Genomic DNA, 23,418 nt, shown 5'->3' on the forward strand with positions numbered 1-23,418 from the left:
TGGTGGGGAATGTGATGAAGAGTCAAAAAAATATATATTTCTTTTTTTTCTGTGTTGTGGCGATAGCAATATACGCTGGTCAGATTAAAGCTGTATTATATGCACAAGAGTTTTTGGATAAAATGAGGACTAATCCAAGTAAAACAGAGTTGCAAGTGAGATCTGATTTAGAGCGATTGCTGCAGATCGCGAAAAATAAAAAGCAAAAAGATGTTGAGCGGCAGTTGATGGCCTATATAAAAAAATATTTCCCTCTCGGTCCGGTGCGGATTGTTGGTGAAAATGAAATTGTTTTGCAAAAGCCACACGAAGGAGAAACATACGTATTACGTCCTACATCGCAGGCGGAACGCGCGAAAGGGCAAGGCAACTGGAAGCAGGTACGTCAAGAAGGTTTGGTGTTATTAGAACATGCTCCCACTGGATCAGTAGTAAAACCTGTCTTGTCGATAGAAGATAGTGATAAGGGTGAGTATTATTGGAGCGAAAGAGACGGCATTTGGGTGTTTATTTCAAATCACCCGATTCAATTATCAAGGGCTGTTTCACAATCAGTTGCGCCTACTCCGACTGCGCCTATTTCTGAGTCTGTAGTTATTGCAGAAGCGGGTGCCGAAAATGTGCCATTAGCGCCATCTATCCCATCAGCCCCATTAGTCCCAACTGTGCCAGGAGCGTTAGCGATTCCCGGGGCACCGCCAGTTCCATTAGCACCAAGCATACCAGGCGCGCCTCAAGTCCCCATGGCTCCCGTGGCACCAAGTGCTCCAGCAAGTGGTAGCAGAGATTTATTATCTCAAATACGGGGCGGAAAGAACAAACGTGGCGAACAACAACAAGAAAAAAAGGAGTTGGCAGCGCTTGGGGAAGCTGAGCAGCAGGAATTATCCGATGAGCAGAAAAAGCAATCAGATACCTTACTGGTTGATAAACTCGTGATGCTTTCAAGAACCTGTGTAAAGCCAACACCAGGAGAGATATATCCGGTGACCCTTGAGAATTATAAAAAGAGTGTAAAGGCAGAATGTTCAGAGCTGTTGAAAAATGAACTGTTTCTTAAACGTGCAGAACTCAAAGAAATTAGAGATAAAAAATTTGATGCGTTTTTAAAAGATAATGCATTGCATAATCTGGATGTAGTTAATGATAAATTTGATGCAATTGTTACTGCTGGTGTGGATATGTTTAGCAGTGCACTCTTTAATCCTGCTGCAATGAAAGAGCAACCAATACGATATTTGGTGCTTGTTTTCGCAGGATTGTATCGAAATCCTCAAAACGAGAGAAAATATGATGCGTCGATGAAAGTTTCAAATGATCAGGTTATTGCAGCGGTTGGAAAATCACGTACCATGCAGCAGTTAATTGACCAGTTGAGTATGTTGTGTATTAATAGGGAATTTTTACATTATAAACGTCCGGGAGATAACCCACCCTTTTATCTGTTGGATTCATGGTTAAACGAAGAAGATAGTAAGCCACAAGAAAAAGAGAAGCCCGGTGAACCATGGAAGATTCCAGTATTGCAGCTCCTTTCTAAGCCCGAATATTATAGTAAAGGAGCTATATTAGGACTTGTTAGGCGTTTGATTTCAACAATGCGTGAGCAGTTATTGTACGCGGAAGTTTTGGATCTTGAGGATGAAAAAAGATTAAATCATCCTCTGTTTTTAGTAATTAGTAATTATCAAGAGACAGTGCAGCCAGCTAAGGGCCCGATATCACAAGGAGCGGTAGATCTCGATACATTATTGCATTGGAATGAAATTGAAACATTTGTTGATTTAGAAAATTCATTGAAGAAAATAGTAAAGCAGGTAACTGCAAAAGAGAAAAAGGCTGCTTTAGAAAAACTGTCTGAATTGATTAAAACCAGTCCAGATAAGGATGACGAAGTAAAGGCTTTATATAAAGAACTATTTAAAGAAAATTTAGAAAGTTTAGGCGCATTGTATATAAAGCATATTAGGGAAGTTGCGGCATTACGCGGTTTGCGTCAGTCGCGCGCTCGCTGTCAAAAGATACGTTCTGAGGCAGAGGGGCTTAAAAAGGCGAATAAATTTGCACAAGCAGAGGAATTATTAGCTACCGCATATCAAGGTGCATTGTTATATCATATCTTACAGGGTATTTATTGGGAAGACCTTCCACCATTTGTAAAAGATGGATTTACTAAATTATATAGGCGTAGTGATGATATTTATAAACTGTTTGATCAATTAATTAAAAAGAGTGTTGGATCATTATCTGCGCTTGGGTTTTCAAAAGAAGATTTTGCATTAATGGTTGAGCCATATGGTCTTTTATTAATGATGATTGCGGAGTTTAATAAAACAAAAGAGTATCAAAAATTAGTTAATGGATTGGTTGCATTAGATACAGCAACTAAAAAAGCTGATGAGGAATCTTTTGATGCAGTGGTGAATAATAAAGAATATATTCATGATATAACAACGTATGCATTGTATAAAAATCGATTAAAAAACATACGAATAGCGTTTGATAATTTTGACATTGGTGAAGTGCGTACTGCTATAGAGCAACTGGTTAAGCAAGCCGATCTATATCTTTCTAAAAATCCGGTACGTGGTGAGGGAGGCATTGCAGTAATGCAGTCTGCTGGTATCGACATTACTAACACTTCGGCATTTAGTATGTTGATGAACGAAATGGAAAAAACGCTCAGTGAGATATTCTACTTAAAAATAGTTAGTCGCATACAAGCATTATCTCAGGGTGGTATCGTAGAAAAAGAACATGCATTTACCTTGCCTGAACCATCCGCAGATACAGGATGGACCCGCAGATCGCGAGATCCATATCTATTGGTTGCGCTCGTCAAAGCTCAATCATTGCAATCACTACAGCAGGTATTTGTAGGGAAAACCATTATGGATGCAGGGCTTATAGGTGCGGTTGATAAAGCACTTGAAGATGTACGTAAAGCGCAATCATTGCAGGCAGTAGTACGAAAAACATTAGATGAGCGATGGTCTGGTGCCAAGCCGGCTAATTATCAAGCACTGCTTACTGCTGAAGTTAGTGCGATTGTAATGTACATCCAGGAGTATTTAACATTGCAGCGGGATCAGCTGGAAGTATTACAAAGAGCAGTGGGTGTTGAAAGCGCATCCGTTGGTATTGTGCCGCAAGAAAATGTTGAACAAGTAACAGAACAAGAAGCAGAAGCTAAGAAACATGCAGAACAAGCTCGACAGGAATATTTTGAAGAACAAGCTGCATTAGCGGGCTTCTGATTTGGTAGGGGTTTTTGTCCAGTAGAGTTCATATGATATTGATAGCAAAATTGTTGTAGTAGTTACATGGAGTAATAATGATGAGTGAAAAAAAAATTATTCTGTTTTTAATGCGGCTTATTGTATGTATAGCCTATATTTTTGCTGTTTCCGATTTGTTATATGCATTTGATAATGGATCTCAGATTGGTAATACCGTCGTAAATTTAACCATTCCGAATGATCCACCAGCACCAAATGTTCTGGAAAGAGCATATGTTATTCCAACTGTTCCTCCGGTAAAAAGTATTCCTGTAGCTCCACTGGCACCACCCTTACCAGGAGCACCAGTTGCGCCAGCAGTCAAGACTATTTCTCCAAAGCCAACAGGAGATCGCAGAGATTTTCTTGCTGAAATACAAGCTAGTAAATCGTCAAAAGGTAGAGCTACTCAAGGCAAAACTGAACTGCCATTGCTTGACGAACAAGCGCTTGCAGTATTAACCGATGAACAGAAGCAACAATCAGATATCTTGTTAATTGATACATTAGTAACACTTTCAAGAACATGTATAAAGCCTGAGGAGAGTACGTCATATCCAGTGACCCTTGAAAATTATAAAAAAAGTGTGAAACAATCGTGCACAGAACTTTTGCAGAATGACCACTTTTTTAAGCGTGCAGAATTGCGAGAGATTCGTGATGCACAATTTGATGCATTTTTAGAAGAAAATAAATGTGATAATTTAGATCATGTGAATAATAATCTTGATACCATAGTATCCGCTGCAGTGCATTTGTTTGGACAGGCATTATTTAATAAGGATAGGCTTGATCCACAATCGATGCGCTATTTAGTGGTTGTATTTGCAGGATTATATAGAATCCCTGCGCAAGAGCCGAAGAATGATGCAAATAAGTACATTTCAAACGATCAAGTGATTCAAGCGATAACAGCAGCAAGAAGCATAGATCAGTTGGTTGAGTTTTTACTGATGCTCTGTATAAATAAAGATTTTTTGCATTATAAGCGTCCTAGCAATGATGCACCTCCCTATTTACTAGATTCATGGCTTGATGATTCAGATAGCAGAATGCAGCAAAAACTTGGTTTAGGAGCTGTGGGCGCATCATTTGATGAGCCGGTCCTTAGGTTGTTATCTAAGCCTGAAGTTGTAATGCGCAAGGGTGTTAAATCAAAAGAGCTTGCAGGACGATTATCAGCTACAATCCAAAAACAGTTATTGTATGTAGATGTTATGGAGCAAGATGATAGGGTTCTGATTCTTTCTCTGTTATCTGTATTAATTGATAATTATCAAAAAACATTTACGCCTGGTCAGAGCGCTCAAGAGTTAGTGGTTCCTGTAGCTGTTACAGACATGGATAGTCTTTTACATTGGGAAACTATTACAACATTTCCTGCCTTAGAAGGTGCATTGCGAAAAATGACTAAACGGGTTGGTGATAAAAAGAAAGATAGTATAGATAAGCTTGCTAAACTCATTAAAAGTAATCCGGACAATAAGGATGAAATTGTAAGGCAATATGACTTATTATTTAAGAATAATCGAAACAAGTTAGCTGCTTTATATGATACGCATGCAAAAGAGATGGCTGTACTACGACTATTGCGTGCAGCGCGAGCAACATCTAAAAAAATAGATGGGCAGGCAGAAGTACAAAAGCAGGCTGAACTAAAAGGAGTCCAAAAAGGTAAAAAGGGTACTTCGGCAAAATCATTACGTCTTCAGTCGTACCAAGGAGCACAATTGTACAAAGAGTTGCATAGAATATACGGGGACGCTCTTGCTCATAAGGTGCAAGCACGATTTACCGCATTATTTAGACGAGGTGAAGATATATATAAACTGTTTGATATGTTACTAAAAAATAGCGTTGGTTCTTTAGTAGCGCTTGGATTTTCAAAAGAAGATTTTGTTAAAATGATTGAGCCATATGGTCTTTTATTAATGACGCTTGAAGAATTTAATATAACAAAAAATTATAAGAAATTAATGAATGGCCTTGTTGCATTAGATACAGGAGTCAAAAAGGCGGATCAAGAGTCATTCGATGATGTGATTAATAACAAAGAGTATATCAATGATATCACTACCTACGCATTATATAAAAATCGGCTAAAAGGGGTGATTTCAGCACTTGAACATAATGACCTATCGGGGGTTTGCAATGGTATAGTCGCCATTGTCAAACAGGCAGGCGTCGGGGCTGAAACAACAGAAGATTTTCGTAATTTTATGGTAGAGTTCAGACATTCTCTGTTGTCTGTTTTGTATACAAACATAGTTAATCGCATACAGGCATTATCTAATGGCTCTATTACAAAACAAGAACATGGGTTCGAGTTTCCAGCTCCAATTAACGCAGGATGGCAGCAAAGAAAGCGAGATGCATATTTGCTTGTGGCTATCGCACGCGCTCAGATTTTTAAGCCGTTGCGGCGGTTATTTGTCAATAAACTGATTGCCGAAGTTGCTATAGATGCATTGGATGCAATGCTTGCAGCGCTTAATAATTCAGTAGCATTAAAAGAAGTTGTTAAGAAAACATTAAACGATACATGGTCTCATGCGAGCAAGCCAGAGAATTATCAACAGTTGCTTGATAGGCAAGCGGCGTCAGTCATTGAGTATTTGCAGCGGTATTTGCAAGACCAGCGCGATCAATTAAAAGTGCTGCAGCGCGTTGCGGCAAAATAAGAAGCTTTTTGGTAGGTATGAAATATCGGCGGATGCATGTGATGATGCATTCGCCGATATATTTTTACTTTTGAGTTGGTGTAAACTCTTGGAACTGACCAGCCGTTATAGCGTCAGCTTTTAGGGTGAGTTTTTTCTGCAGATCATATGCATGTGCTGTATGAAGCTGTTCATAATCATATACAGGATGTAGTGATGCAGGATGTTGTGAAAAAGCCCATTGTTTTGCTTTCAAAATTTTTATAACACGTGCATCTAATTCTTGTTCTGAAACTGTATCATTGATGATGGCTTGCTCAATGAGTGCGACTGCTTTTGGCATATCAACGGGGCAGAGCAACATATCGCTGCCAGCAAGGAATGCCTGGAGCTCAATATCTCCTGGTGCATATTGTTGTGTTACCCCTTTCATACCAAGACCGTCGGTGATCACCAAACCAGTAAACCCGAGTTCATTTTTGAGTACATCAGTGACAACAGTATGAGAAAGACTGGTCGGTATTCGTGTCGGCTCAAGTGCCGGTACGCACAGGTGTGCAGTCATAATTGCAGGGGTCCCCGCTTTTATAAGCTCTTTAAATGGATATAATTCAATGGTATCTAAACGGCTTCTTGTGTGTTCAATGACGGGCAAATCATGATGCGAATCGGTTGTGGTATCTCCGTGACCCGGAAAATGTTTTGCGCAAGATAGTATACCAGCATCATGAAGCCCACGCATGTAGGCGATGCTGTGTTGGGCAACCAGTTCAGGGTTGTCACCAAACGATCGTGTGGCAATTATGGGATTGAGTGGATTATTATTAACATCCACAACCGGTGCAAGATTACAGTGAACGCCAATGAGCGTAAGTTGTCGACCAATTTCTTGTGCCATTTGATAGGTGAGGTCGACATCATTAATTTCGCCTACTATTGTATTGCGAGGGAATACTACCGCATCTTGCAGTCGCATACTAAGTCCCCATTCCGCATCAAGTGCAATTAAAAGGGGGGATGTGCTTAATGTTTGGTACATGTTGGTGGCATCGACAATATGTTTTGTTGTTCCTTTCCCTAAAAAAATGATGCCGCCGGGGCGATAGGTAGTGATGATATGTTTTATGTAATCAGTTGTTATATTATATGGTGCGGTTACCATAAAATCTTTGTGGCGAGATTCATCAGCAACTGCTGCAAGGATAAATAATTGTCCGATTTTTTCGCGCAAGGACATGTTTTTAAGGGAGGTGTTGACCCAGTCATCATTGTAGTGCGTAGTGTTGATAGATGTCACAACAAGCACGGGGCACAGAAAAGTGGTACATAATAAAAATAGAGTAATCCTATTCATACAAATTCCTTCTTTAGGGGAGTGAGAAAGATTGCTTGAATATAATTAATGCTCTTATTGTTTGTCAATGCATGGTAGCAGCGGTTGATGCATGTCGGATGAAGCCAAAGTTCCCTAGTCATTTCTTTTTAGGTGCTGGCAAAATTCAGTTAGAACAAGGCATGCATATTAGATATTGCTTCTGGCATGTCGATTTTGCTACACTGCAATGAGTGAATCCAAGTATTAACTGATTAAAGGGGAAAGAGATATGAAAGTTTTATGTATATATGTATTGGCAGGGATAATACTGATAAGCAGTAGCGTGCAGACAGTGGCAATGCAATCACAGCAAAGCCGATCGCGAGAATTGGCACGCATGTTGGAACGACAGCGCGAGCAGCAACGGAGAAACCAAGAGCTGGAACGTAGGGATGCAGCAGCGCTTGAGCGTCTCGTTCGAAGAGCTACTGGGCCGACAGAAGCGGCCCCTCGTAGAGAACCGTTGGAACAACCAAGACGAGTTGAGCGAGTGCCGGCAGTAGCGGCGCAACCGATGCCGTCTGCAGAGGAAGTTGCTGCACAAGAGGAGCATCGTCGGCATGCAGAAGTATTACGAGAAAGAAAAAGAAGAGAAGAAGAGCAGGTGAAGGCACGCATTGAGCAGTTGCAAAAAGGGGTGCTTACAGGTCAAAATCGCAAGCAGGAATTAACAGAACAAGAAAAAGAACAAGCTTTACGTTTGCAAAAACTTGAACAGAATTTGGCTAAACAAAAAACAGAAACAGAACAGCGCCAAGCAGAAAACACTCGTGCTTTGCAAATCAAACAGCAGAGTGTCGAAGCACAGAAGGCAGAATTACAAAAACGTGTGTCGTTTGCGAACTTAAAAGAACAGCAGAAAGAACGGTTACCGGATTTAATAAAAAATCTCATGGAGCCATTATTGACAGCGCTCATTATAACCGATGATAAAGGAGCGCGTAGAAATGTGCGTTATATGATACAAAGAATGATACAAGGGATCAATAAGGGACGGCCCGCGTATGAAGGGCATATCCCACAAGACAATCCGGATAATAAGGACATTACCGCGTTGCTCATACCATCGATCGGTCGTCAGCTGGCAGCAGATCGGCAGTTGGTTGCGCCAGCGGATTCAGCGTTTATAGATTTATTGAGAGCTTTGCATGCAGGTGATTTGCAACAAGCGATATATATTGCCCGAACTGCATATCGAGGAAGTTCGTCATTTGGTAATGATTTTAAAATCGAAAACTTTGAGCACGAATATAAAAATACGGTGGCAGGGATTGCATTGATAGGAATGTTCGATCACGGAAAGCCATTTGAATTTTTATTACAGCTTCCACAGGGGGACCTTGCGGAGCAATTGGAAACTATTAGGGTCGGACGTGAGAAAGTGAGAGACGCAATGCTGAGAGATTTGGACATATCAGCGCGCGATGTAGCGCAGGATGTGCGTTATTAAAATCGAATTATACGATATATACTTGGCAGGCTTTTGTATAAGAATGTGATGTAAAGATCCCAGAAAGTTGTAATGCAGCGATTTGGGATCTTTTTTTATGAGTTGTATGTATACAAAAAGAGATGCATGGTGATGCATCCCTTTGATAAGATATCTAAAAAATAATTAGCTCAATTTAGGTGTATATCGACGGCCAAATTTTGGTTTTTTTTCTTGTTCTTTGTTTGTTGTAGTGAACTGCAATCTATCTTTTTTTTGAGTAAAAGGCGCAATGAGTCTTGCGTAATGGAGTCCGCTTTCTTTTATATTGCGATATTTATCAGCAAGGCCGAAAGAATATATATCATAACCATCTGCCCATTCGGCGTTGTCATATAAAGTCCAATGAGAATATCCAGCTATGTTATATCCTTCTTTGTATAATCTTGATACTGCATAAAGACTTCGGTTGAGCAATAATGCTCTCAGGTTATCGTCCCCAGCAACACCATTTTCAACGATATATATTGGGATATCGCCTAATGGTTTTGTTACTAAATTCGATACTTCTTTAACTGCACGATAGAGCCCTTCAGCATATATGGTGTATCGTGGCAAATCAGTTTTGATTTCATTTGGGTACGGGAATGGATCTTTAGAGCTATCCATACCATTATGACTGTAATAATTTAAGCAGATGAAATCGATTGTTCTTTCGTCAGGGTTTACGGTGTTTCGATTGTATAATGCTTTTAGTAATCGGTCTGGGCGCATATTTTTTGATGCCACAAATGGGATGAGCATAGTCAGTTGCTTGTCAGTAAAGAATCGGCATCCAGCGCTATTTGAAAGCCAGTTACCGAACCATGATTTTAGATATCCAATTCCCCATGATGCATATGCAGAGAGTATAAATTTGTTCTCATCAAAGAAAGGATCAAGTTGGAAGATATTGTGTGATATGCCGATTTGTGCATTCGTATCACTATTTTTAATTGCTCGATATACGGCGCCATGCGCATTGAGGATGTTTTCGTATACGTCCAATGCCCGTTGCATGTTGGTTGCTTGTGGTGGACGCTCTCCACGAAAATAGCCGTTGAGGGCATATGCATTTGGAGAATTCATGGTAATCCATCGAGGCATTAATTGTTCTTTTTCTGCTCGTGAACGGTTTTTAACCGCTTTTTTACATTCTTTATCTATGTATTCAAAAGCCGTGCAGCAGTATTCTACAAATTTTTTGCTATTTTCTTCGGTTTCAAAACCAACAGGGGTTTCTCCGTCTGGATACATGAACCATGCCGGATCGCTATAGTGATGGAAGGTGATAAAAGGAGTTACGCCGTTCTTTATCAGCTGTATACATCGTGAAGCATATTCTTTTAATACATCCATATCAAATGTATCGGGCGTTGGTTGTATACGGCTCCATTCAATAGAAAATTTATATTGATTAAGCCCAAGCTTTTTAATAAGTTCTAAATCTTCCTGCCAACGCAACCATGATTGGTTAGCGTCTCCCTGTAATGCTGGATATTTTGCGCGGTGGCGAGAGTGGTTGTAGGTACTGTCTATAATACCCCCCTCTGATTGTATTGCAGCATTACTTGCGCCAAAATACATTCCTTCAGGTAGATCATCGGGGTGTAACGTAAAGTCTGGGTTGTAATTTTCTCCATCATCAGTGCCAATAGCCTTCCAATCCCAGTAGGCGAAATCTTTTTTGAACTCTTGATATTGTTTTGCTTTTTGATACACAAGGGCGGTGGCAGCAGTGAGCGCGGCTATTCTTTTGGGATGATTGATGAGCGGTATACCGCTTATTTGAAAGGTTAGAGTTAAGAGTAAAAGTGACCCGATCGATCGATTTTCATTCATGATATATGCCTCATCTGTGCTAACACTGCGTACAAACTATTTTTATTCTATTATAAATAGGGTAGTACGGGGGGTGATAGCTGTCAACAGCTTGGTGGCAAGCATGGGTTTTACCGCTGTTGATCATAGCGTGTAGGCGTATTTCTTTGTTTTTATCGGCTTTTAAACAGCCATTTGCCGCCTTTCGTTTTGTTTATTATATTTTTTTTGTATTCTTACTATATGTCTGTATGAAATTGCTGGAGTGTGGGAATGGCATGAGATGGGTAACATGTAATAGGGGTTTGTATGTTTGTGCCGCGTATATGTATCGCAATAATAGTAGCCTTTTTTCTAGCAAATAACGTTTCTGTTGAAAAAAAGGTAGATAATCTGACAGAGCAGGTCGTGCGACAGAAAAAAGTGCGTGGCGGGTATGTTCTGGCAGATTTGCTGACATATGGTGTTTCTGCATATCTTAAAGATAAAACAGAGCAGGAACATTTAGAAGATATCTGTTCGTTGATTTGGTACCTGGATGCGATTGCATCTATTTCCGGTCAGCAGGTGGCAGAAGGTATGTATGTGCTGCAAGATGCTAATAGCGTTGTTTTTAATTTTTTGTTTCGGTATAGCAAGGTGTATCAGCGGATTTCTTCTCATTTTAAAGAGTATTACACGCCCCATTATGGTATTGATATACCAAAGGAGCTGCGTGAGCGGTTACTGTTGCCGCATAATAATCATCATATTTTATTTGGGTTGCTTCCAAACGGGTACATGTTTATTGAGCCAGAAGGATATGGGTTGCGGTATTTATCGGATCGCTTTGCGCATTTAAGGGATTATCTGCGGTATGTTATAAAAAAAAGATATAAGCCATCATTATTAGATGCTGCAACTGCTCGCCATGAAGTGATTCCGCATGCTGTGGCGATGAGGTGGCGTGAAGTAATAGCGCAGTTATGTCGTGATACCAGTTGCATGCGGCAGTATGAAAATTTGGGGTTAACATTTGGTATTAAAAAGATGCGTGAAATTGTGCATGATTTGAGTAAAAAGAAGAAACTCAATAACCTCCAACAACAAGCCATACAGCGGTTTGACGCGGCATTAGTAGGATATAATTATTTAGATGTTCGCCGCGGGCGTGAAGTTATTTTTATGCAACATGATTTGGTTGATTGAGGCTACTGTATTCCCATGCCCCCTAAATCAGCTGCTGGGCCAACCATGCTTTGTTTTATATGTTCTTGTTTTCCTTGTTCAAACGCGGTGTCGATTTCTGCTGTTGCATCGCGAATAAAAGTTTGAAAATCAAAGTCGGCTTGTAGTGCAAGTGCAGAAGTGCCATCAATAATATTTGTCAGACGGTCAACCCATTCCTGTATTTTTTCTCTCAGTATCTGGGGGAAGTTGGGCATCTGATCGGCGTGTTGTAGTAGCTGACGTGCGTGTGACAAGGTAGGAGATAGCATTGCCTCACTGGCTATTTTCGTAATATGCTCTTTAGTGTTGGTGACCAAAGTACTGAGATGCTTTCCTCCTCTTACCATGCCGATGTCGGACTCGATTCTTGCCTTTAATCCCTTAGTAGCACCTAACATTCGGTCTTTTTCCTTTTGGGGGAAATCAGGCATTTTGTTCGCTTGTTCAAGTAACCGCTGGGTGTAGATAATGACGGGAGTGATCAATTGTGCTGCGGCTTGACCTTCATTAAAAAGCTTTGTAAGGTCTTCTTCCTGTTTTGCGTACAATTTTTCTGATTCCTCTGCTGCAGGATCATACGTTTTTATGGTACGAATGATAGATTGCATGTTCAAGATGGAATACGGCGGGAAATTAGGTATTGCCGTTGCCTGAGTCATAAGTGCCAGATTTCGTATATCATTGTTTCCCCTATTAAAAAGACGTTTAATGGTTTGTTGCGTTATATAGATATGATTAGATTCGTCTGCGGCAGGATCAAGTCTGGTCAGATATTGTAATTCGTATTCCATTTGCTTGATAATCTCGGGAGAAAAATTTTGGATCGCTTGCGCTTGTGCTATAAGTTCCTGCATATTTTTGATTATTTCAGGCATGAATGTTTGTTCACGTGCAAGCTGAGCGATGGGAGGGAGCGAGGGTTTGGGTTTCCATATATCTATTTCGTTGTCTTTATTGCTATAAGTAACAATAAATTGATCATCAGGACTAATGATCAATGGTATAGACGGCCATGACCATTCCGGAGAGGATTTTGCTTTTTGTAAGAGCTTCCCAGTTTCGAGATCCCATATACTTAGAAGAAGGGGGGCTGCACCGATAATAGCAATGAACTTGTTGTTACCCACCGCAATAGTCTCTATTCTGCTGAATGTCAACAGTTGTTTTCCCGGTGCTATTTTTTTATATAAGGTGCCACTGCTGATTTGCCACACGTTTATCGTTTGGCCTCCTCCCGTAACAAGGAATTTGTTATTTGGGCTGAAGGCCAATGCTGTGATTGCATTATCGTGGTCTAAGCTATACAGCAATTTTCCTGAGGTAGCGCTCCACAGGTAGGCAGTTGCATTGATCGTTGCGGCGATGAAATTTCCATTTGGACTGATAGCTAACGATGTTACCGCTCCCCATTTTTTATATTCTAATTGTGGTCCTATAGGAAATCCTGTTTCATTGCTATATAAAATATTTCCATTGGTGGCGTTCCAAATCCGTATAGGCTCATTAAGGTCGGATGTTGCGGTTACGATAAACATATTTTTAGGGTCTATAGCAACAAACTTTACTGGTGCGGTGTGACCGGTGAGAGTAAAGAGTAATTCTCCGGTGCGTATGCTCCAAACATATGCATTATGGTCGGTGCATCCGGTGACAATGAATGCGTTATTCTTACTTACAGCAATAGATATTATGCGTGAGGGAGAAGTGAAGGCGGGTAACAGTGTTCTTGTCTTTCTATCATAGATATATATCTTGTCATCGCTATCCTGAGTAACTATGAGTTGCGTGTTATTGCAGATCAGGATTTTCACGATCTCTCGCTCTGATACACGAAACTTATCGAATATTTTACCTTCGCTTGGCTCCCGTAGATATACATGCCCATCTGTAGATCCCGTTGCAATGAATGTGCCGTCGGGGCTAATATCGGCGACAGCTTCCTGAAGTCCTGCGATTTTTATGTGTTTGAGTGCTTTGGGTGCATTAGGGTCACCAAATTGGCTTGGTGTTGCAAGTGATTCAATATGTTCTCCGATAGCTCTTGGAACGTTGCCGAGCACCGTTCTGAGTTTGGGATCGGAATATGGTGTATATAATTTTATTGTTTCAGGTTCTTGAGCATCTTTCTCTTCTTCCTCTTTTGTATCTTCCTGAGTTGCTATTGGCCCAGCGGCCTCTTTCTGGCGATGAAGAGTCCCTTGTTTTTTCTCTTTTCCAGCGCGTATACGCACTTCCTCTTGCTTTCGAAAGGCTTCAAGCCTCCGCTCGCGTTCTAACTGTGCCCGGATTGCCGCAGGATCTTCTAATGACGCTTGTATTGCAGCGTGAGTCTCTACATCTCCTGGTGCAGCTGACGGATATAAAGGGGATATAATAGTGAGGCCATATACAAGAACTATTTTTATCATTTTCATGGAAATCTCCTTATTTGTGCTCCATTCAATGCTATTGTACACAATCCTCTTGTTGAAAATCAACAGATTGATTCTCGGTGAATAAGACGAATGACACGCATCGGCGGCCGTTTGGGATGAGCGGGTGGATAACAAATAAAGGGGATTTAGTCTAAGACGCTAATCATCAATGTATTTAAGCGGTATATTATGATGCATTGCAAAAAGATAAAGGATGTTGCCTTTGCGTCATCACGAACGGAGCGCAGCTTCTGTGCGCAGTGTGGTGATCCAGCCTGTGATTTCTTATGGTGTCACTTTATGAGGCTAGATTGCTTCGCTAGCTCGCAACGACTATGTTCGAATATCAATAATTCTGTAAAAAGTTTTTAATTTCGCATAATTTTTACAACAATAAATACGACAAAATATAAGAACTCGTTAGGTCGAACTCATGCGAGATTAGCTTCCGAATAGGCTATAATGGGCATTTCTGGAAAAGGTCTTAGCTACACATTAAACTTGATATTCAACAGATCCCCATCACGTACCAAGTAATCCTGTCCTTCTTTGCGGAGTTTACCTTTTTCTTTGAGCGCGGTTTCACTGCCAAATTCAAAAAGATCGGCACAGTTAAAAATATCAGCGCAGATAAAACCTCGTTGTAGATCAGAATGAATTTCTCCTGCTGCAGCGCGTACGGTCATACCTGATTTGATCGGCCATGCGTGGGCTTCTTTTGGACCGCAGGTGAAAAAAGTGATGAGATCAAGATTTGCATAGGTTTTTTTGATGATACTGTTCAGGCTACGTTCTTCTATGCCTGCAAGATCCATAATTTCTCGTGCTTCATCCGGCTCAAGCTGTGATAGCTCACATTCAAGGCGGGCGCATACTGGGATAACCTTATCCGCACCAAATTTTTTAATGAGCGCTTGGTAATGTTTATTATTTTCGTATGCATTATTTTCCATCTCGTGCTCAGCGGTATTAGCGATGATAAGAAATTTTTTTGGTGCAAGAAGTGGAACAGTAACAGCATCGGAGGTCTTTAGGAGCTCCTGTGCGCCATGCAGGTTGCTAGCATCAAGAAGTGTGTGTAGTTTTTGCAGCAACGCTAGTTCAGCAGTAAACTCTTTCAGCTCTTTAGGTTTGGTTTGATGTAGTTTGATTTCTTTTTCTACACGAGGGATTCGTTTAGAGATAGATTCTAAATCTTTTAAAATAAGTTCGGAGATAATAATATCATAATCTTCTACGGGATCGATAGTGGCACCAGAATGGGTAATATTAGGATCTTCAAAGCAGCGGAGGACATGTAAAATTAAATCCACTTCTCTGATGTGGCTTAAAAACTGGTTGCCGAGTCCTTCACCAGATGCGGCTCCTTTGACCAGCCCTGCGATATCTACAAATGTTACCGTTGCAGGAATTAGTTTTTGTGATTTAAAGATTTCTGCAAGTTTTGCAAGGCGTTCATCGGGGACTTCAGTGATGGCCACATGGGGGTCGATCGTACAAAATGGGTAATTTTCCGCTGGTACTGATGATTTGGTCAGTGCGTTAAAGAGTGTTGATTTTCCGACGTTTGGTAATCCAACAAGACCTGCCTGAATGCCCATAATATAAGTATCCCTTTATTAATCTGTTATCTGCTATTTTGCTTATCATAGCAAAATGGTTGTGTATGCGCAAAAGATCTCTTTTGATGACGTAGCTTTATGCACGGATTATAGCCGTATTATTTTTGTAATAACAAATACCAAGACACTACACAACAAAACCAAACTTGTATATGTATGAGTATATGTAATGTATTAGGAACGGTATTATCACCGCGAGCGGGCAAAAAGGTATGTGTGTGTTTATATTCGCTCAATCCCTCTTTACGTGCCGGTGAACTCCCAAAAATATAGGGAAGCCACCATGCGCAGATTGTGCCAACCGTAAGGAGCGTATAGATAATTATCCAATTTATTTTTACCCAGCATGGGTATGGTCCTGGATAGTAAGTACGTAAGATTATTAGGCACCACGCGATTGTTCCGGCATTCACCAATGTGGAAAGAATTAACTCATTTAAGGAATGTTTCTCACGTAATGCTTTGATATTGGTAAATGGTGGAATATCAAGCCAATCATGTAATAACATGAAAATCATGAGTGTGATTTGAGCGATTAAAAATAAAAGGAATAGCATATGGATTATTTACCGTTTTTATACTTTGTATTAATACATTGCTGTAGCATAGCAAAATAATAGTATATGCGTAAAGGTGCGTTTTTCGACCGTGAGTGTTATGTTTTCATTGCAATGAATGTGACAACATCATCTATTTAAAAAGATTTTGTTTTTATGACTTTAAATTCTTATTGTTAAGCGTTAAGCTGTGTGGCACAGGTATAATCACAGCGTAACTAAACAGAAAGGTTTTTTATGAATATGGCAGAAGCTCTATTGACAGCAGGGTTGGCGTTGTTGGGGGTAGGGTCTCCTCAAGATGGTGCTATAGCATTACAACAACAAGTACCGCAACAAGAAATGCGCCCAGCAGTTGATGAAGAAAGCCGCGATCCGGTAGTTGTGGCAAAGAAAGATGTTAGTCATTCAGTCTTTAATGCGGCTTGTGTTGCTGAGTATGAAGTAGCGAAACAATTGCTCGGTGAAGTTCGAAAGGGTAAGGCGACTATTAATCCAGGCTATGTTGATCCAAAATCGGGAAGAGCGTTGCTTGAAGTTGCTTGTAAATATTGTAGAGATTTAGCGAAAGACTTACGTTTCTTACCAGGTTTTAACCGAGCTCAAATTGACGACTTGTTACTTGAGGAATTACTACAGAACAATGCTGAAGAGAGAAAAGAACTGGCTGTTGAGCAAAAGGGGGAATCACTTCTGCAAGCGACCAGATTGCAGCAAGAAGCATTGCAGGCTATTCAAGAAGAACACGTGCAGGTTAAGCAAGATGCAAGCCGGGTGTTATTTGATATAATGATCAAAGCTAGATATAAAGAAATAAATAAAAAATATGTAGATGTTAAACCTGAAGAGGTAAATGGTTGGTTGGGTCTAGCAGAGGCTGGTTATGTAACGATTAATCCAAATTATGCCCCTCTGAAACCAAAGAGCGATACACCAGAGAGCGAGCAACCACTTTTTGACAGAAATTTGTTGGCCTTGGCTGCTCAGCGTAATTTGTTTGTTCAGAGATTTCTTGATTTAAACGCTGATCCTAATGCGGTATGTTCTGTAGACGGCCGCACACCACTCTTTTCTGCAATTGCCGCGGATCAAGTAGAGGCTACTCAGATATTACTTAATGGTAATGCAAATGTTAATACTGTAACTAAGCCTGCTGCTGATACTCCTTTGCTATATGCACTATGTAGATCTAATGATAAGCAATGTAAAATTGGTCCTCAGATGGTCGAGTTATTGCTTAATAACAAAGCTGATGTAGAAGCAAAAACTAAAGTGGTGCGTCATAACGGTACAATCATTCGGCAATCATGTTCCGCATGGGATTATGCAAAGCCAGATCATCATCCAAAAGTGCATCAACTGCTTCTGGCTCATGCAAATAAACAACAACAACGGTGATTTGCAGTAGTATGTTTTTCTTATTTGCTTGGTCATCATAAGATGCTTATGTACTATATATGTATGGATTAATTATATTTGGAGAATGTGTATGGATATCGTTAAAACTATGATTATTTCTAACTTAATAATGGGTGTTTTTGGCATTCCTCGGGGCGATGCACCTCAACAGCAAAACGCACCGCATGCTGTGGTGCAAGAAATGGCTGATCAAGAGGAAGTTAAAGAAGCCGCGCAGGAACCAAGTCCTCTATTTTCTGCAATCAGTCAGGGACAATACGAGCAAGCGCATCAATTAATTCGTGAGGGTGCGGACGTTCGCTATATTGACCCGCGTTCTAAAAAAAGCGTGCTGGCTTTGGCTGCTGAAAAGGGTGTGGGAAATTTGGTTTATAAGCTCATACTTGCAGGCGCTGACCCTGATCAGTCATGCCCCGGATGGTTCAATTGGACGCCCCTATTTTTTGCAGTTAATAGCAATCAGCTTGGTACCACGCGTGTATTGCTCAATGACGGAGCCAGTGTCGACGCGCGTGACAGTCGTGGGTTTACGCCGCTCATGCATCGTGTGCAGGTTCATTATAAGGCAGAAGATAAACAACGTAGTATTGAGGTTATTAAAAGATTATTGAAAGGAAAGGCTGATCCAGCTGCAATTAATAAAAAAGGTTATCCGGTATCATTTTATACGCAGAATGAAAAAGTGAAATCTTTGCTTGATGAGGCTCAGCGTTTGCGTGAGCCAGGTCAATAAGGGCGATATTGAGATACATTTGCCGGAATAACTATTGAATTTTTGTTTCTTATGCCGCTATCTGGGTCCAGATGGCGGTTTTTTATTTTATAAGTGTTGCGGTTTGCGTGGTCAAAATGCTATTATGTTTTCATATAGAATATATTGTGGGGGTTTAAAATTAAGGAGTTTTATATGAAAGTAATGAAAAAAATAATGGTTTTGATTGGTATGACTGCTTTTTTTGTGCCTATATCACCAGCTGCTGAAAGAGAGCGACGTCTTTCTGAATGGCAGCGATATAATCAAGAGATGGGCGCGCAGCAGCAACAAGAGGTGGCAGATCAGGCGCGGCGTAAGGAACTTACTAAGCAGATACGTGCCGAACGTAAAGCGGCTAAAGATAAAGCAACAAGAGAAGGTGAGAGTTGGTTTGCTGGTCCCAAGACATCCGTGGAGCAAGAGGTTGAAAATAGAATACAGCAAGAACAACGTGAACGAGGGATCGCACAACTTGGAGGTCAAGATGTTTTGCAGAATGTTGGGGAAGATCGTACTGTAAAAGGTTTGGTAAGTGAAGTTGATACAATTTATAAGGGAATGGAAGGTGGGGCATCTGCGGCTCAAGAAGAAGATTGGGAGCTGGCGGAACGGGTGGTCACTATGGATGATCAAGTGAAGGCTTGGACAAAATTACTGCAAGATGGTACTGCGTTAAAAAATCAACTTACTGCATTGAAAAAATTAAAAGGTGATGCAGGGGTTTTGGTTGATAATGCGTTACAAAAATTGGATATTCTTTTAGAGCGTGCTCCATGGTCTGATGGAAAAAAAATCATGCTAAAGGTGCTTAATGGCTCAGTTCCAAAGATATCCGAAGATTTGATTCGCGACTTTATCTGGTATTTATATAAGCTTTCATACGATAAAGGACAAGGGTTTGAAGAAGGCATGTGGGTGCTTGCAGATCATCAAGAAAAAATCTTTAATTGGTTAAAATCATATCCAAAGGTATATCAGCGGCAATCAACCCATTTTTATGAGTATCGAAAAGATAGATCTAAGAAGAATTTAGGTATTGATGTGCCAGGACTACCGACTAATAAGCAGACGATATTATTTGATATATTTACTCATTGGGGTCAACATGCTGGCGATAAAAAGTATCTTTTTATTAAGCCAGAATCGCATGGAGTGCAGCATCTAGATTTAGAAGCGGTAAGTCATGCGGGAGAGTTAGCTATTGCTCGTGCAAGAAAATATGTACCTGGTGCGGATGATAGGCCTGAGTGGCGGAAAGAACGGGTGCCCTATGCAGTTTCGTCAGTCTTTAGTAGCATTGTAGAAAAAGCGAATGAATATTCCGCTCTTGGTTCTTGGGCGCGATGGGCAACTACGCAGGTGCCATTGGTGAGCAACAAGCTTGACCAACGAGATCCGCTCATTATCTCAGGTGAGCAATTGGGTATTTGGAAAATGAAAGAAATTGTAGATAGTTTGATAAATCAGAACAAAATTGAATTAAACGATCCGTTGATTGCTCGATTCAATAAAGCTTGTGCTGAATACGATAACATTGATATTAGAAAAGGACGTGAGGTTATTTTAACTGAGCAAGAATTAGGTAGTAGGTAGTTAGATATAAGTACGAATATCATTGCTGATATTGGATCTAATAAAGTTTCTGAATCAGTAAAACATTGCGTATGAAATGCTTTTATGGTATTTCAAGAAGATAGACATTTTTAAACATTTTTTTTAAGGAGAAGTCATGAAATCATTGGTTCATTGTTGTGGAAAAGTGGCGTGGGTTTTAACGGCATTAGCTGCAATCATGGTTGGTCTTTACCCGTTTGGTTTTGATTTATTTTTAACTAAATTTATGATTGATACGCCAGCTCTTGCATTAACACTACGGTATGTATGTTTGGCTGCAGGTGTGTTAAGTCTCGCTATGTTTGCAATGACGTGCAATTCTAATTGTTGCGCTTCATGCAATAAATAACGTCAAAGTAATTGATTTTGTAAGGCTCGGGATCTATTCCCGGGTCTTTTTTATGGCAAAAAATGGTTGCGTTATACAATTGGCTATAAATGGGGAAAAAGCCTTTAAACTATTGCTTTTTCTATTCTTAACTTGGTATCTTTATTACATATAGAATTTTTTGTTTTTAAAATGGATTATTGCCTTTATTTCAAAAAGGAGGATTTTTATGAATACAATTAAAAAATTGTTCTTAGCATTATTTGCTCTTGCGGGTCTTGTGCAGGTGGGATCTGCAGAAGCGCTGTTCGGGTATCACCGAAGATATGATCGACGTTATTATCGCCCATCATATTATTACGATGATTATGATGATTATGATTACTATGGGTATCCATATCGTTACGGTTATTACGGTCGCCCTTACTATAGCCGTGGTGAAGCGATTGCCGATACCGTAGGTGGTGTTGTAGGGAGTATTGGCGATGCAATTGCAGATCGTCATTATCGACGGCATCATTATTGGAGATAGTAGGCCATTGATAATGGAAAGGAAACGTTATGAATATAGTTAAAAAAATGTTCTTAGCATTGTTTGCTCTCGTTGGCCTTGCCCAGGTGGGATCGGCAGATGCCGGCGGTTATTGGCGAGATGGATATTGCTATGGTAATTGTTCATACGCTTGTGATGAGGAACCTATCGATGGAGCGGCAAGAATAGTTGTTCGTAGAGAAGGTGCTATTGCAGGTGCGCGTCGGCGAGCCAGTCGAGAAGATGCACGTGAACAAAGGGAAAATGAGGCAGAGGTACGAGAAGAAAGACGTGAACGCATTATAGAAGCATTAGATGCGACTCGAGATTAAATAGAACCTTATAAATAAATGATCGTTTATGCAATGTAATAAAGGGGGACTATAATGAATGTAGTTAAAATTTTATTGTTATCTATGCTTGTTATGGCAAGCGTGGTTCAGGCAGCTCCATTACCTAGGGATCATCATGGGAATCATGTTTATTATCATGATGGGAGATATTTTTATGGTAGGAAAGGCTATTATAGAGATTATGACCGTCCCTATGGTGTAGATGAGGTAGGTTATAAGGACTATTACGGAGATTATCAGAGTCCCAATAGTGTAGTTAACAGAGCGGCTGATACGACCGTTGGTCCAACGGCTAATGTTGCTGGAGTTGTTAGTGGTGCCCATGAGGATCGTCGCCTTCGTAGATCAAATAAGCAAGCAGAAGAACGCGGATATCAACAAGGCCACTCCGATGCTTATCATGGTGAGTAAACAAATAGAGTATATATAAATACGATGAAACGGCCCGGGTCTATTCCCGGGCTTTTTTTGTGACTGGATGGTATTGCCTTGCTTGCCCGGTTGATTCTTGTTGAAACAAAGCTTGCTCAAAACCATTGATTTTATATGTTTTAAATTGCTATGCTTGTTTCATATAGAATTAATTAATGTTTGTACAATGTAACACAGGAGAACTATTATGAATATAGTTAAGAAATTATTGTTATCTGCAATCGTTATTGCAGGGGCAACTCAGACAGGGGTAACAGTTGGTAATCATGGCTACGACTATGATGGTAGAGAGTATTCTGGCGATAGAGGATACTACAGAGGCGATTATGATCGTCCATACGCAACTGATGTAGCAGCTGATGTGGCTGTTGATACCGTTGATGCAGCGGCTGATGTGACTGGCGATGTTGTAGGCGGTGTTCTTTCGGGTCGTAGAGGCCGTGGTTATGAACGTAGACGTGATGGTGGGTATCGCCGATAAACGGCTAGCGCCATATATTTGAGAACTATAAAAAGGCTCGGGATTTTCCTGGGCCTTTTTCAGTATAATTAGGATCATTTCCTACATGGCCTGCCAATTCTATAAGAAATCATGCATGTTGAAAACCCTTGATTTTGGCCATTTAAAACTGCTATGATTGTTTCATATAGAATTAATATATGAGGTTAAAGTCTTATTTTAAGGAGAACTATATGAATATAGTTAAGAAATTATTGTTATCTATGCTTGTGATCGCAAGTGTAGCGCAGACAGGATTATTGTATGCTCCACACGGTGGCGGCGGTGGTGGCGGAGGTCACGGCGGTGGAGGCCATGGTGGCGGTGGCGGTGGACGTGCTGCTGTATCAGGTGGTGGTGGCGGTGGACGTGCTGCTGTATCACATGGCGGCGAAGGTCGTGATGGTGGACGACGTGGTGGCGAAGGTCGCAGAGGCCATTTCCATGATGGTGGCCGTCGAGGTGGTGGCTATTGGAGTGGCGGTGTATGGATTGGTGATGGCCCGTATTGGGATGATTATGATGATTATGATGATTATGGTTATTATACGCCAGTTGATGCAGCCCTTGATGTAGTTGGCTATTAAAAATAAGGAGAGGTTATGTTGAATAAAATAAAAACAAAACTGTTTTTCCTGCTTGCTATCATTGGTGTAGGGTGTATCACCCCGTCACTTAATGCATGGCGAGGTCGTTGGGGAGGCGGCTATGGATGGGGTGGTCGTCGATGGGGAGTTGGTCTTGGATATCGACGTCCTTATGGATATTGGGGTGGTTATTACGGTCGCCCATATTATTATGATGATTATGCACCTTCTCGTACCGTCGTTGTTGAAAAATCTACAACAACAAAAGAAACTACCGTGAAGAATGATACTAAGCAAACGTTGTATGTAGAATCAAATCAGGAATCTCGTAATGTTGCGCCGGGTGAACGAATTGTTATTCGTGGTCGTCGGGTGGCAATTGAAGGTGATAATGGTACATTGCCCCAACGTGATTATGGATCGTCTGTACAGGTAACTGAAGATACGCAAGGACGGTTGCAAGCGCGATAACGCAATCATGAAATTGATACAAGAT

The 23,418-nt window shown here is 40.6% G+C and carries 20 protein-coding genes; 15 read left to right on the top strand and 5 right to left on the bottom strand.

What is annotated here, in order from left to right:
- The first annotated feature begins 14 nt into the window (after nucleotides 1–14).
- Together VGT41_06800 and VGT41_06805 are read left to right on the top strand one after the other, a co-directional pair.
- Nucleotides 15–3,257, top strand: a complete 3,243-nt coding sequence (locus tag VGT41_06800; GenBank protein ID HEV2601969.1) for a hypothetical protein — start codon at nucleotides 15–17, stop codon at nucleotides 3,255–3,257.
- A gap of 77 nt (nucleotides 3,258–3,334) precedes the next feature.
- Nucleotides 3,335–5,959 (top strand): hypothetical protein, encoded by a 2,625-nt coding sequence (locus tag VGT41_06805; protein HEV2601970.1) that lies wholly within the window; start codon nucleotides 3,335–3,337, stop codon nucleotides 5,957–5,959.
- Nucleotides 5,960–6,023: 64 nt separating this feature from the next.
- Here the strand turns inward: VGT41_06805 and VGT41_06810 are convergent, their stop codons facing one another.
- Entirely contained in the window at nucleotides 6,024–7,292 is a 1,269-nt protein-coding gene (locus VGT41_06810; protein ID HEV2601971.1) for a glycoside hydrolase family 3 N-terminal domain-containing protein, read from the bottom strand.
- A 35-nt stretch (nucleotides 7,293–7,327) separates the two neighbouring features.
- Between VGT41_06810 and VGT41_06815 the strand changes: the two genes are divergently transcribed.
- Both VGT41_06815 and VGT41_06820 read left to right on the top strand, forming a co-directional pair.
- Nucleotides 7,328–7,504 carry a hypothetical protein gene (locus VGT41_06815; protein ID HEV2601972.1) on the top strand — a complete coding sequence of 59 codons (177 nt, stop codon included), beginning with the start codon at nucleotides 7,328–7,330 and terminating at the stop codon, nucleotides 7,502–7,504.
- A 38-nt stretch (nucleotides 7,505–7,542) separates the two neighbouring features.
- A complete protein-coding gene (locus VGT41_06820; protein ID HEV2601973.1) occupies nucleotides 7,543–8,763 on the top strand; it encodes a hypothetical protein in 1,221 nt (406 codons plus the stop codon).
- Between the two features lie 165 nt (nucleotides 8,764–8,928).
- Here VGT41_06820 and VGT41_06825 read toward each other — a convergent pair whose 3' ends face one another.
- Entirely contained in the window at nucleotides 8,929–10,623 is a 1,695-nt protein-coding gene (locus tag VGT41_06825) for a family 1 glycosylhydrolase (GenBank protein ID HEV2601974.1), read from the bottom strand.
- A gap of 288 nt (nucleotides 10,624–10,911) precedes the next feature.
- On the opposite strand from VGT41_06825, the gene VGT41_06830 reads away from it, so the two are divergent.
- Nucleotides 10,912–11,790, top strand: coding sequence for a hypothetical protein (locus tag VGT41_06830; protein HEV2601975.1), 879 nt, complete (start codon nucleotides 10,912–10,914; stop codon nucleotides 11,788–11,790).
- Nucleotides 11,791–11,792: 2 nt separating this feature from the next.
- On the opposite strand, the gene VGT41_06835 is transcribed toward VGT41_06830, so the two are convergent.
- From VGT41_06835 to VGT41_06845, 3 genes are all read right to left on the bottom strand, one after another.
- Nucleotides 11,793–14,225: a hypothetical protein gene (locus tag VGT41_06835; GenBank protein ID HEV2601976.1), complete on the bottom strand. Its 2,433-nt coding sequence runs from the start codon at nucleotides 14,223–14,225 to the stop codon at nucleotides 11,793–11,795.
- A gap of 488 nt (nucleotides 14,226–14,713) precedes the next feature.
- Nucleotides 14,714–15,826: a redox-regulated ATPase YchF gene (ychF, locus tag VGT41_06840; protein ID HEV2601977.1), complete on the bottom strand. Its 1,113-nt coding sequence runs from the start codon at nucleotides 15,824–15,826 to the stop codon at nucleotides 14,714–14,716.
- 119 nt (nucleotides 15,827–15,945) lie between these two features.
- Nucleotides 15,946–16,404 (bottom strand): hypothetical protein, encoded by a 459-nt coding sequence (locus tag VGT41_06845; GenBank protein HEV2601978.1) that lies wholly within the window; start codon nucleotides 16,402–16,404, stop codon nucleotides 15,946–15,948.
- Between the two features lie 237 nt (nucleotides 16,405–16,641).
- Here VGT41_06845 and VGT41_06850 point away from each other — a divergent pair, with 237 nt between their 5' ends.
- The 10 genes from VGT41_06850 (at nucleotide 16,642) to VGT41_06895 (ending at nucleotide 23,393) form a co-directional block, all read left to right on the top strand.
- Complete coding sequence (locus VGT41_06850; GenBank protein ID HEV2601979.1) at nucleotides 16,642–17,802, top strand: ankyrin repeat domain-containing protein; 1,161 nt, start codon at nucleotides 16,642–16,644, stop codon at nucleotides 17,800–17,802.
- Nucleotides 17,803–17,893: 91 nt separating this feature from the next.
- Nucleotides 17,894–18,556 carry an ankyrin repeat domain-containing protein gene (locus VGT41_06855; protein ID HEV2601980.1) on the top strand — a complete coding sequence of 221 codons (663 nt, stop codon included), beginning with the start codon at nucleotides 17,894–17,896 and terminating at the stop codon, nucleotides 18,554–18,556.
- Between the two features lie 174 nt (nucleotides 18,557–18,730).
- Complete coding sequence (locus VGT41_06860; GenBank protein ID HEV2601981.1) at nucleotides 18,731–20,170, top strand: hypothetical protein; 1,440 nt, start codon at nucleotides 18,731–18,733, stop codon at nucleotides 20,168–20,170.
- Nucleotides 20,171–20,306: 136 nt separating this feature from the next.
- Nucleotides 20,307–20,540, top strand: coding sequence for a hypothetical protein (locus tag VGT41_06865; protein ID HEV2601982.1), 234 nt, complete (start codon nucleotides 20,307–20,309; stop codon nucleotides 20,538–20,540).
- A 208-nt stretch (nucleotides 20,541–20,748) separates the two neighbouring features.
- Entirely contained in the window at nucleotides 20,749–21,051 is a 303-nt protein-coding gene (locus VGT41_06870; protein HEV2601983.1) for a hypothetical protein, read from the top strand.
- Nucleotides 21,052–21,080: 29 nt separating this feature from the next.
- Entirely contained in the window at nucleotides 21,081–21,383 is a 303-nt protein-coding gene (locus tag VGT41_06875) for a hypothetical protein (protein HEV2601984.1), read from the top strand.
- A 54-nt stretch (nucleotides 21,384–21,437) separates the two neighbouring features.
- Nucleotides 21,438–21,815, top strand: coding sequence for a hypothetical protein (locus tag VGT41_06880; GenBank protein HEV2601985.1), 378 nt, complete (start codon nucleotides 21,438–21,440; stop codon nucleotides 21,813–21,815).
- Between the two features lie 208 nt (nucleotides 21,816–22,023).
- On the top strand, nucleotides 22,024–22,317 hold the full coding sequence (locus VGT41_06885) for a hypothetical protein (GenBank protein HEV2601986.1): 294 nt from the start codon (nucleotides 22,024–22,026) through the stop codon (nucleotides 22,315–22,317).
- A 212-nt stretch (nucleotides 22,318–22,529) separates the two neighbouring features.
- The gene (locus VGT41_06890; protein HEV2601987.1) at nucleotides 22,530–22,922 is read left to right on the top strand and encodes a hypothetical protein; all 393 of its coding nucleotides are present in this window, start codon (nucleotides 22,530–22,532) and stop codon (nucleotides 22,920–22,922) included.
- Nucleotides 22,923–22,937: 15 nt separating this feature from the next.
- Nucleotides 22,938–23,393, top strand: coding sequence for a hypothetical protein (locus VGT41_06895; GenBank protein ID HEV2601988.1), 456 nt, complete (start codon nucleotides 22,938–22,940; stop codon nucleotides 23,391–23,393).
- Nucleotides 23,394–23,418: the final 25 nt, after the last annotated feature.

Source organism: Candidatus Babeliales bacterium, from assembly GCA_035944115.1.
Taxonomy (GTDB): Bacteria; Babelota; Babeliae; order Babelales; family Vermiphilaceae; genus DASZBJ01.

Bases quoted from the DNA above. Each gene is read 5' to 3' on its own strand.
- VGT41_06860 (HEV2601981.1), top strand. From the start codon at position 18,731: ATGAAAGTAATGAAAAAAATAATGGTTTTGATTGGTATGACTGCTTTT.
- ychF (HEV2601977.1), bottom strand. From the start codon at position 15,826: ATGGGCATTCAGGCAGGTCTTGTTGGATTACCAAACGTCGGAAAATCA.
- VGT41_06875 (HEV2601984.1), top strand. From the start codon at position 21,081: ATGAATATAGTTAAAAAAATGTTCTTAGCATTGTTTGCTCTCGTTGGC.
- VGT41_06855 (HEV2601980.1), top strand. From the start codon at position 17,894: ATGGATATCGTTAAAACTATGATTATTTCTAACTTAATAATGGGTGTT.
- VGT41_06830 (HEV2601975.1), top strand. From the start codon at position 10,912: ATGTTTGTGCCGCGTATATGTATCGCAATAATAGTAGCCTTTTTTCTA.
- VGT41_06890 (HEV2601987.1), top strand. From the start codon at position 22,530: ATGAATATAGTTAAGAAATTATTGTTATCTATGCTTGTGATCGCAAGT.
- VGT41_06810 (HEV2601971.1), bottom strand. From the start codon at position 7,292: ATGAATAGGATTACTCTATTTTTATTATGTACCACTTTTCTGTGCCCC.
- VGT41_06835 (HEV2601976.1), bottom strand. From the start codon at position 14,225: ATGAAAATGATAAAAATAGTTCTTGTATATGGCCTCACTATTATATCC.
- VGT41_06895 (HEV2601988.1), top strand. From the start codon at position 22,938: ATGTTGAATAAAATAAAAACAAAACTGTTTTTCCTGCTTGCTATCATT.
- VGT41_06800 (HEV2601969.1), top strand. From the start codon at position 15: ATGAAGAGTCAAAAAAATATATATTTCTTTTTTTTCTGTGTTGTGGCG.
- VGT41_06885 (HEV2601986.1), top strand. From the start codon at position 22,024: ATGAATATAGTTAAGAAATTATTGTTATCTGCAATCGTTATTGCAGGG.
- VGT41_06870 (HEV2601983.1), top strand. From the start codon at position 20,749: ATGAATACAATTAAAAAATTGTTCTTAGCATTATTTGCTCTTGCGGGT.
- VGT41_06880 (HEV2601985.1), top strand. From the start codon at position 21,438: ATGAATGTAGTTAAAATTTTATTGTTATCTATGCTTGTTATGGCAAGC.
- VGT41_06845 (HEV2601978.1), bottom strand. From the start codon at position 16,404: ATGCTATTCCTTTTATTTTTAATCGCTCAAATCACACTCATGATTTTC.
- VGT41_06805 (HEV2601970.1), top strand. From the start codon at position 3,335: ATGATGAGTGAAAAAAAAATTATTCTGTTTTTAATGCGGCTTATTGTA.
- VGT41_06850 (HEV2601979.1), top strand. From the start codon at position 16,642: ATGAATATGGCAGAAGCTCTATTGACAGCAGGGTTGGCGTTGTTGGGG.
- VGT41_06825 (HEV2601974.1), bottom strand. From the start codon at position 10,623: ATGAATGAAAATCGATCGATCGGGTCACTTTTACTCTTAACTCTAACC.
- VGT41_06865 (HEV2601982.1), top strand. From the start codon at position 20,307: ATGAAATCATTGGTTCATTGTTGTGGAAAAGTGGCGTGGGTTTTAACG.
- VGT41_06820 (HEV2601973.1), top strand. From the start codon at position 7,543: ATGAAAGTTTTATGTATATATGTATTGGCAGGGATAATACTGATAAGC.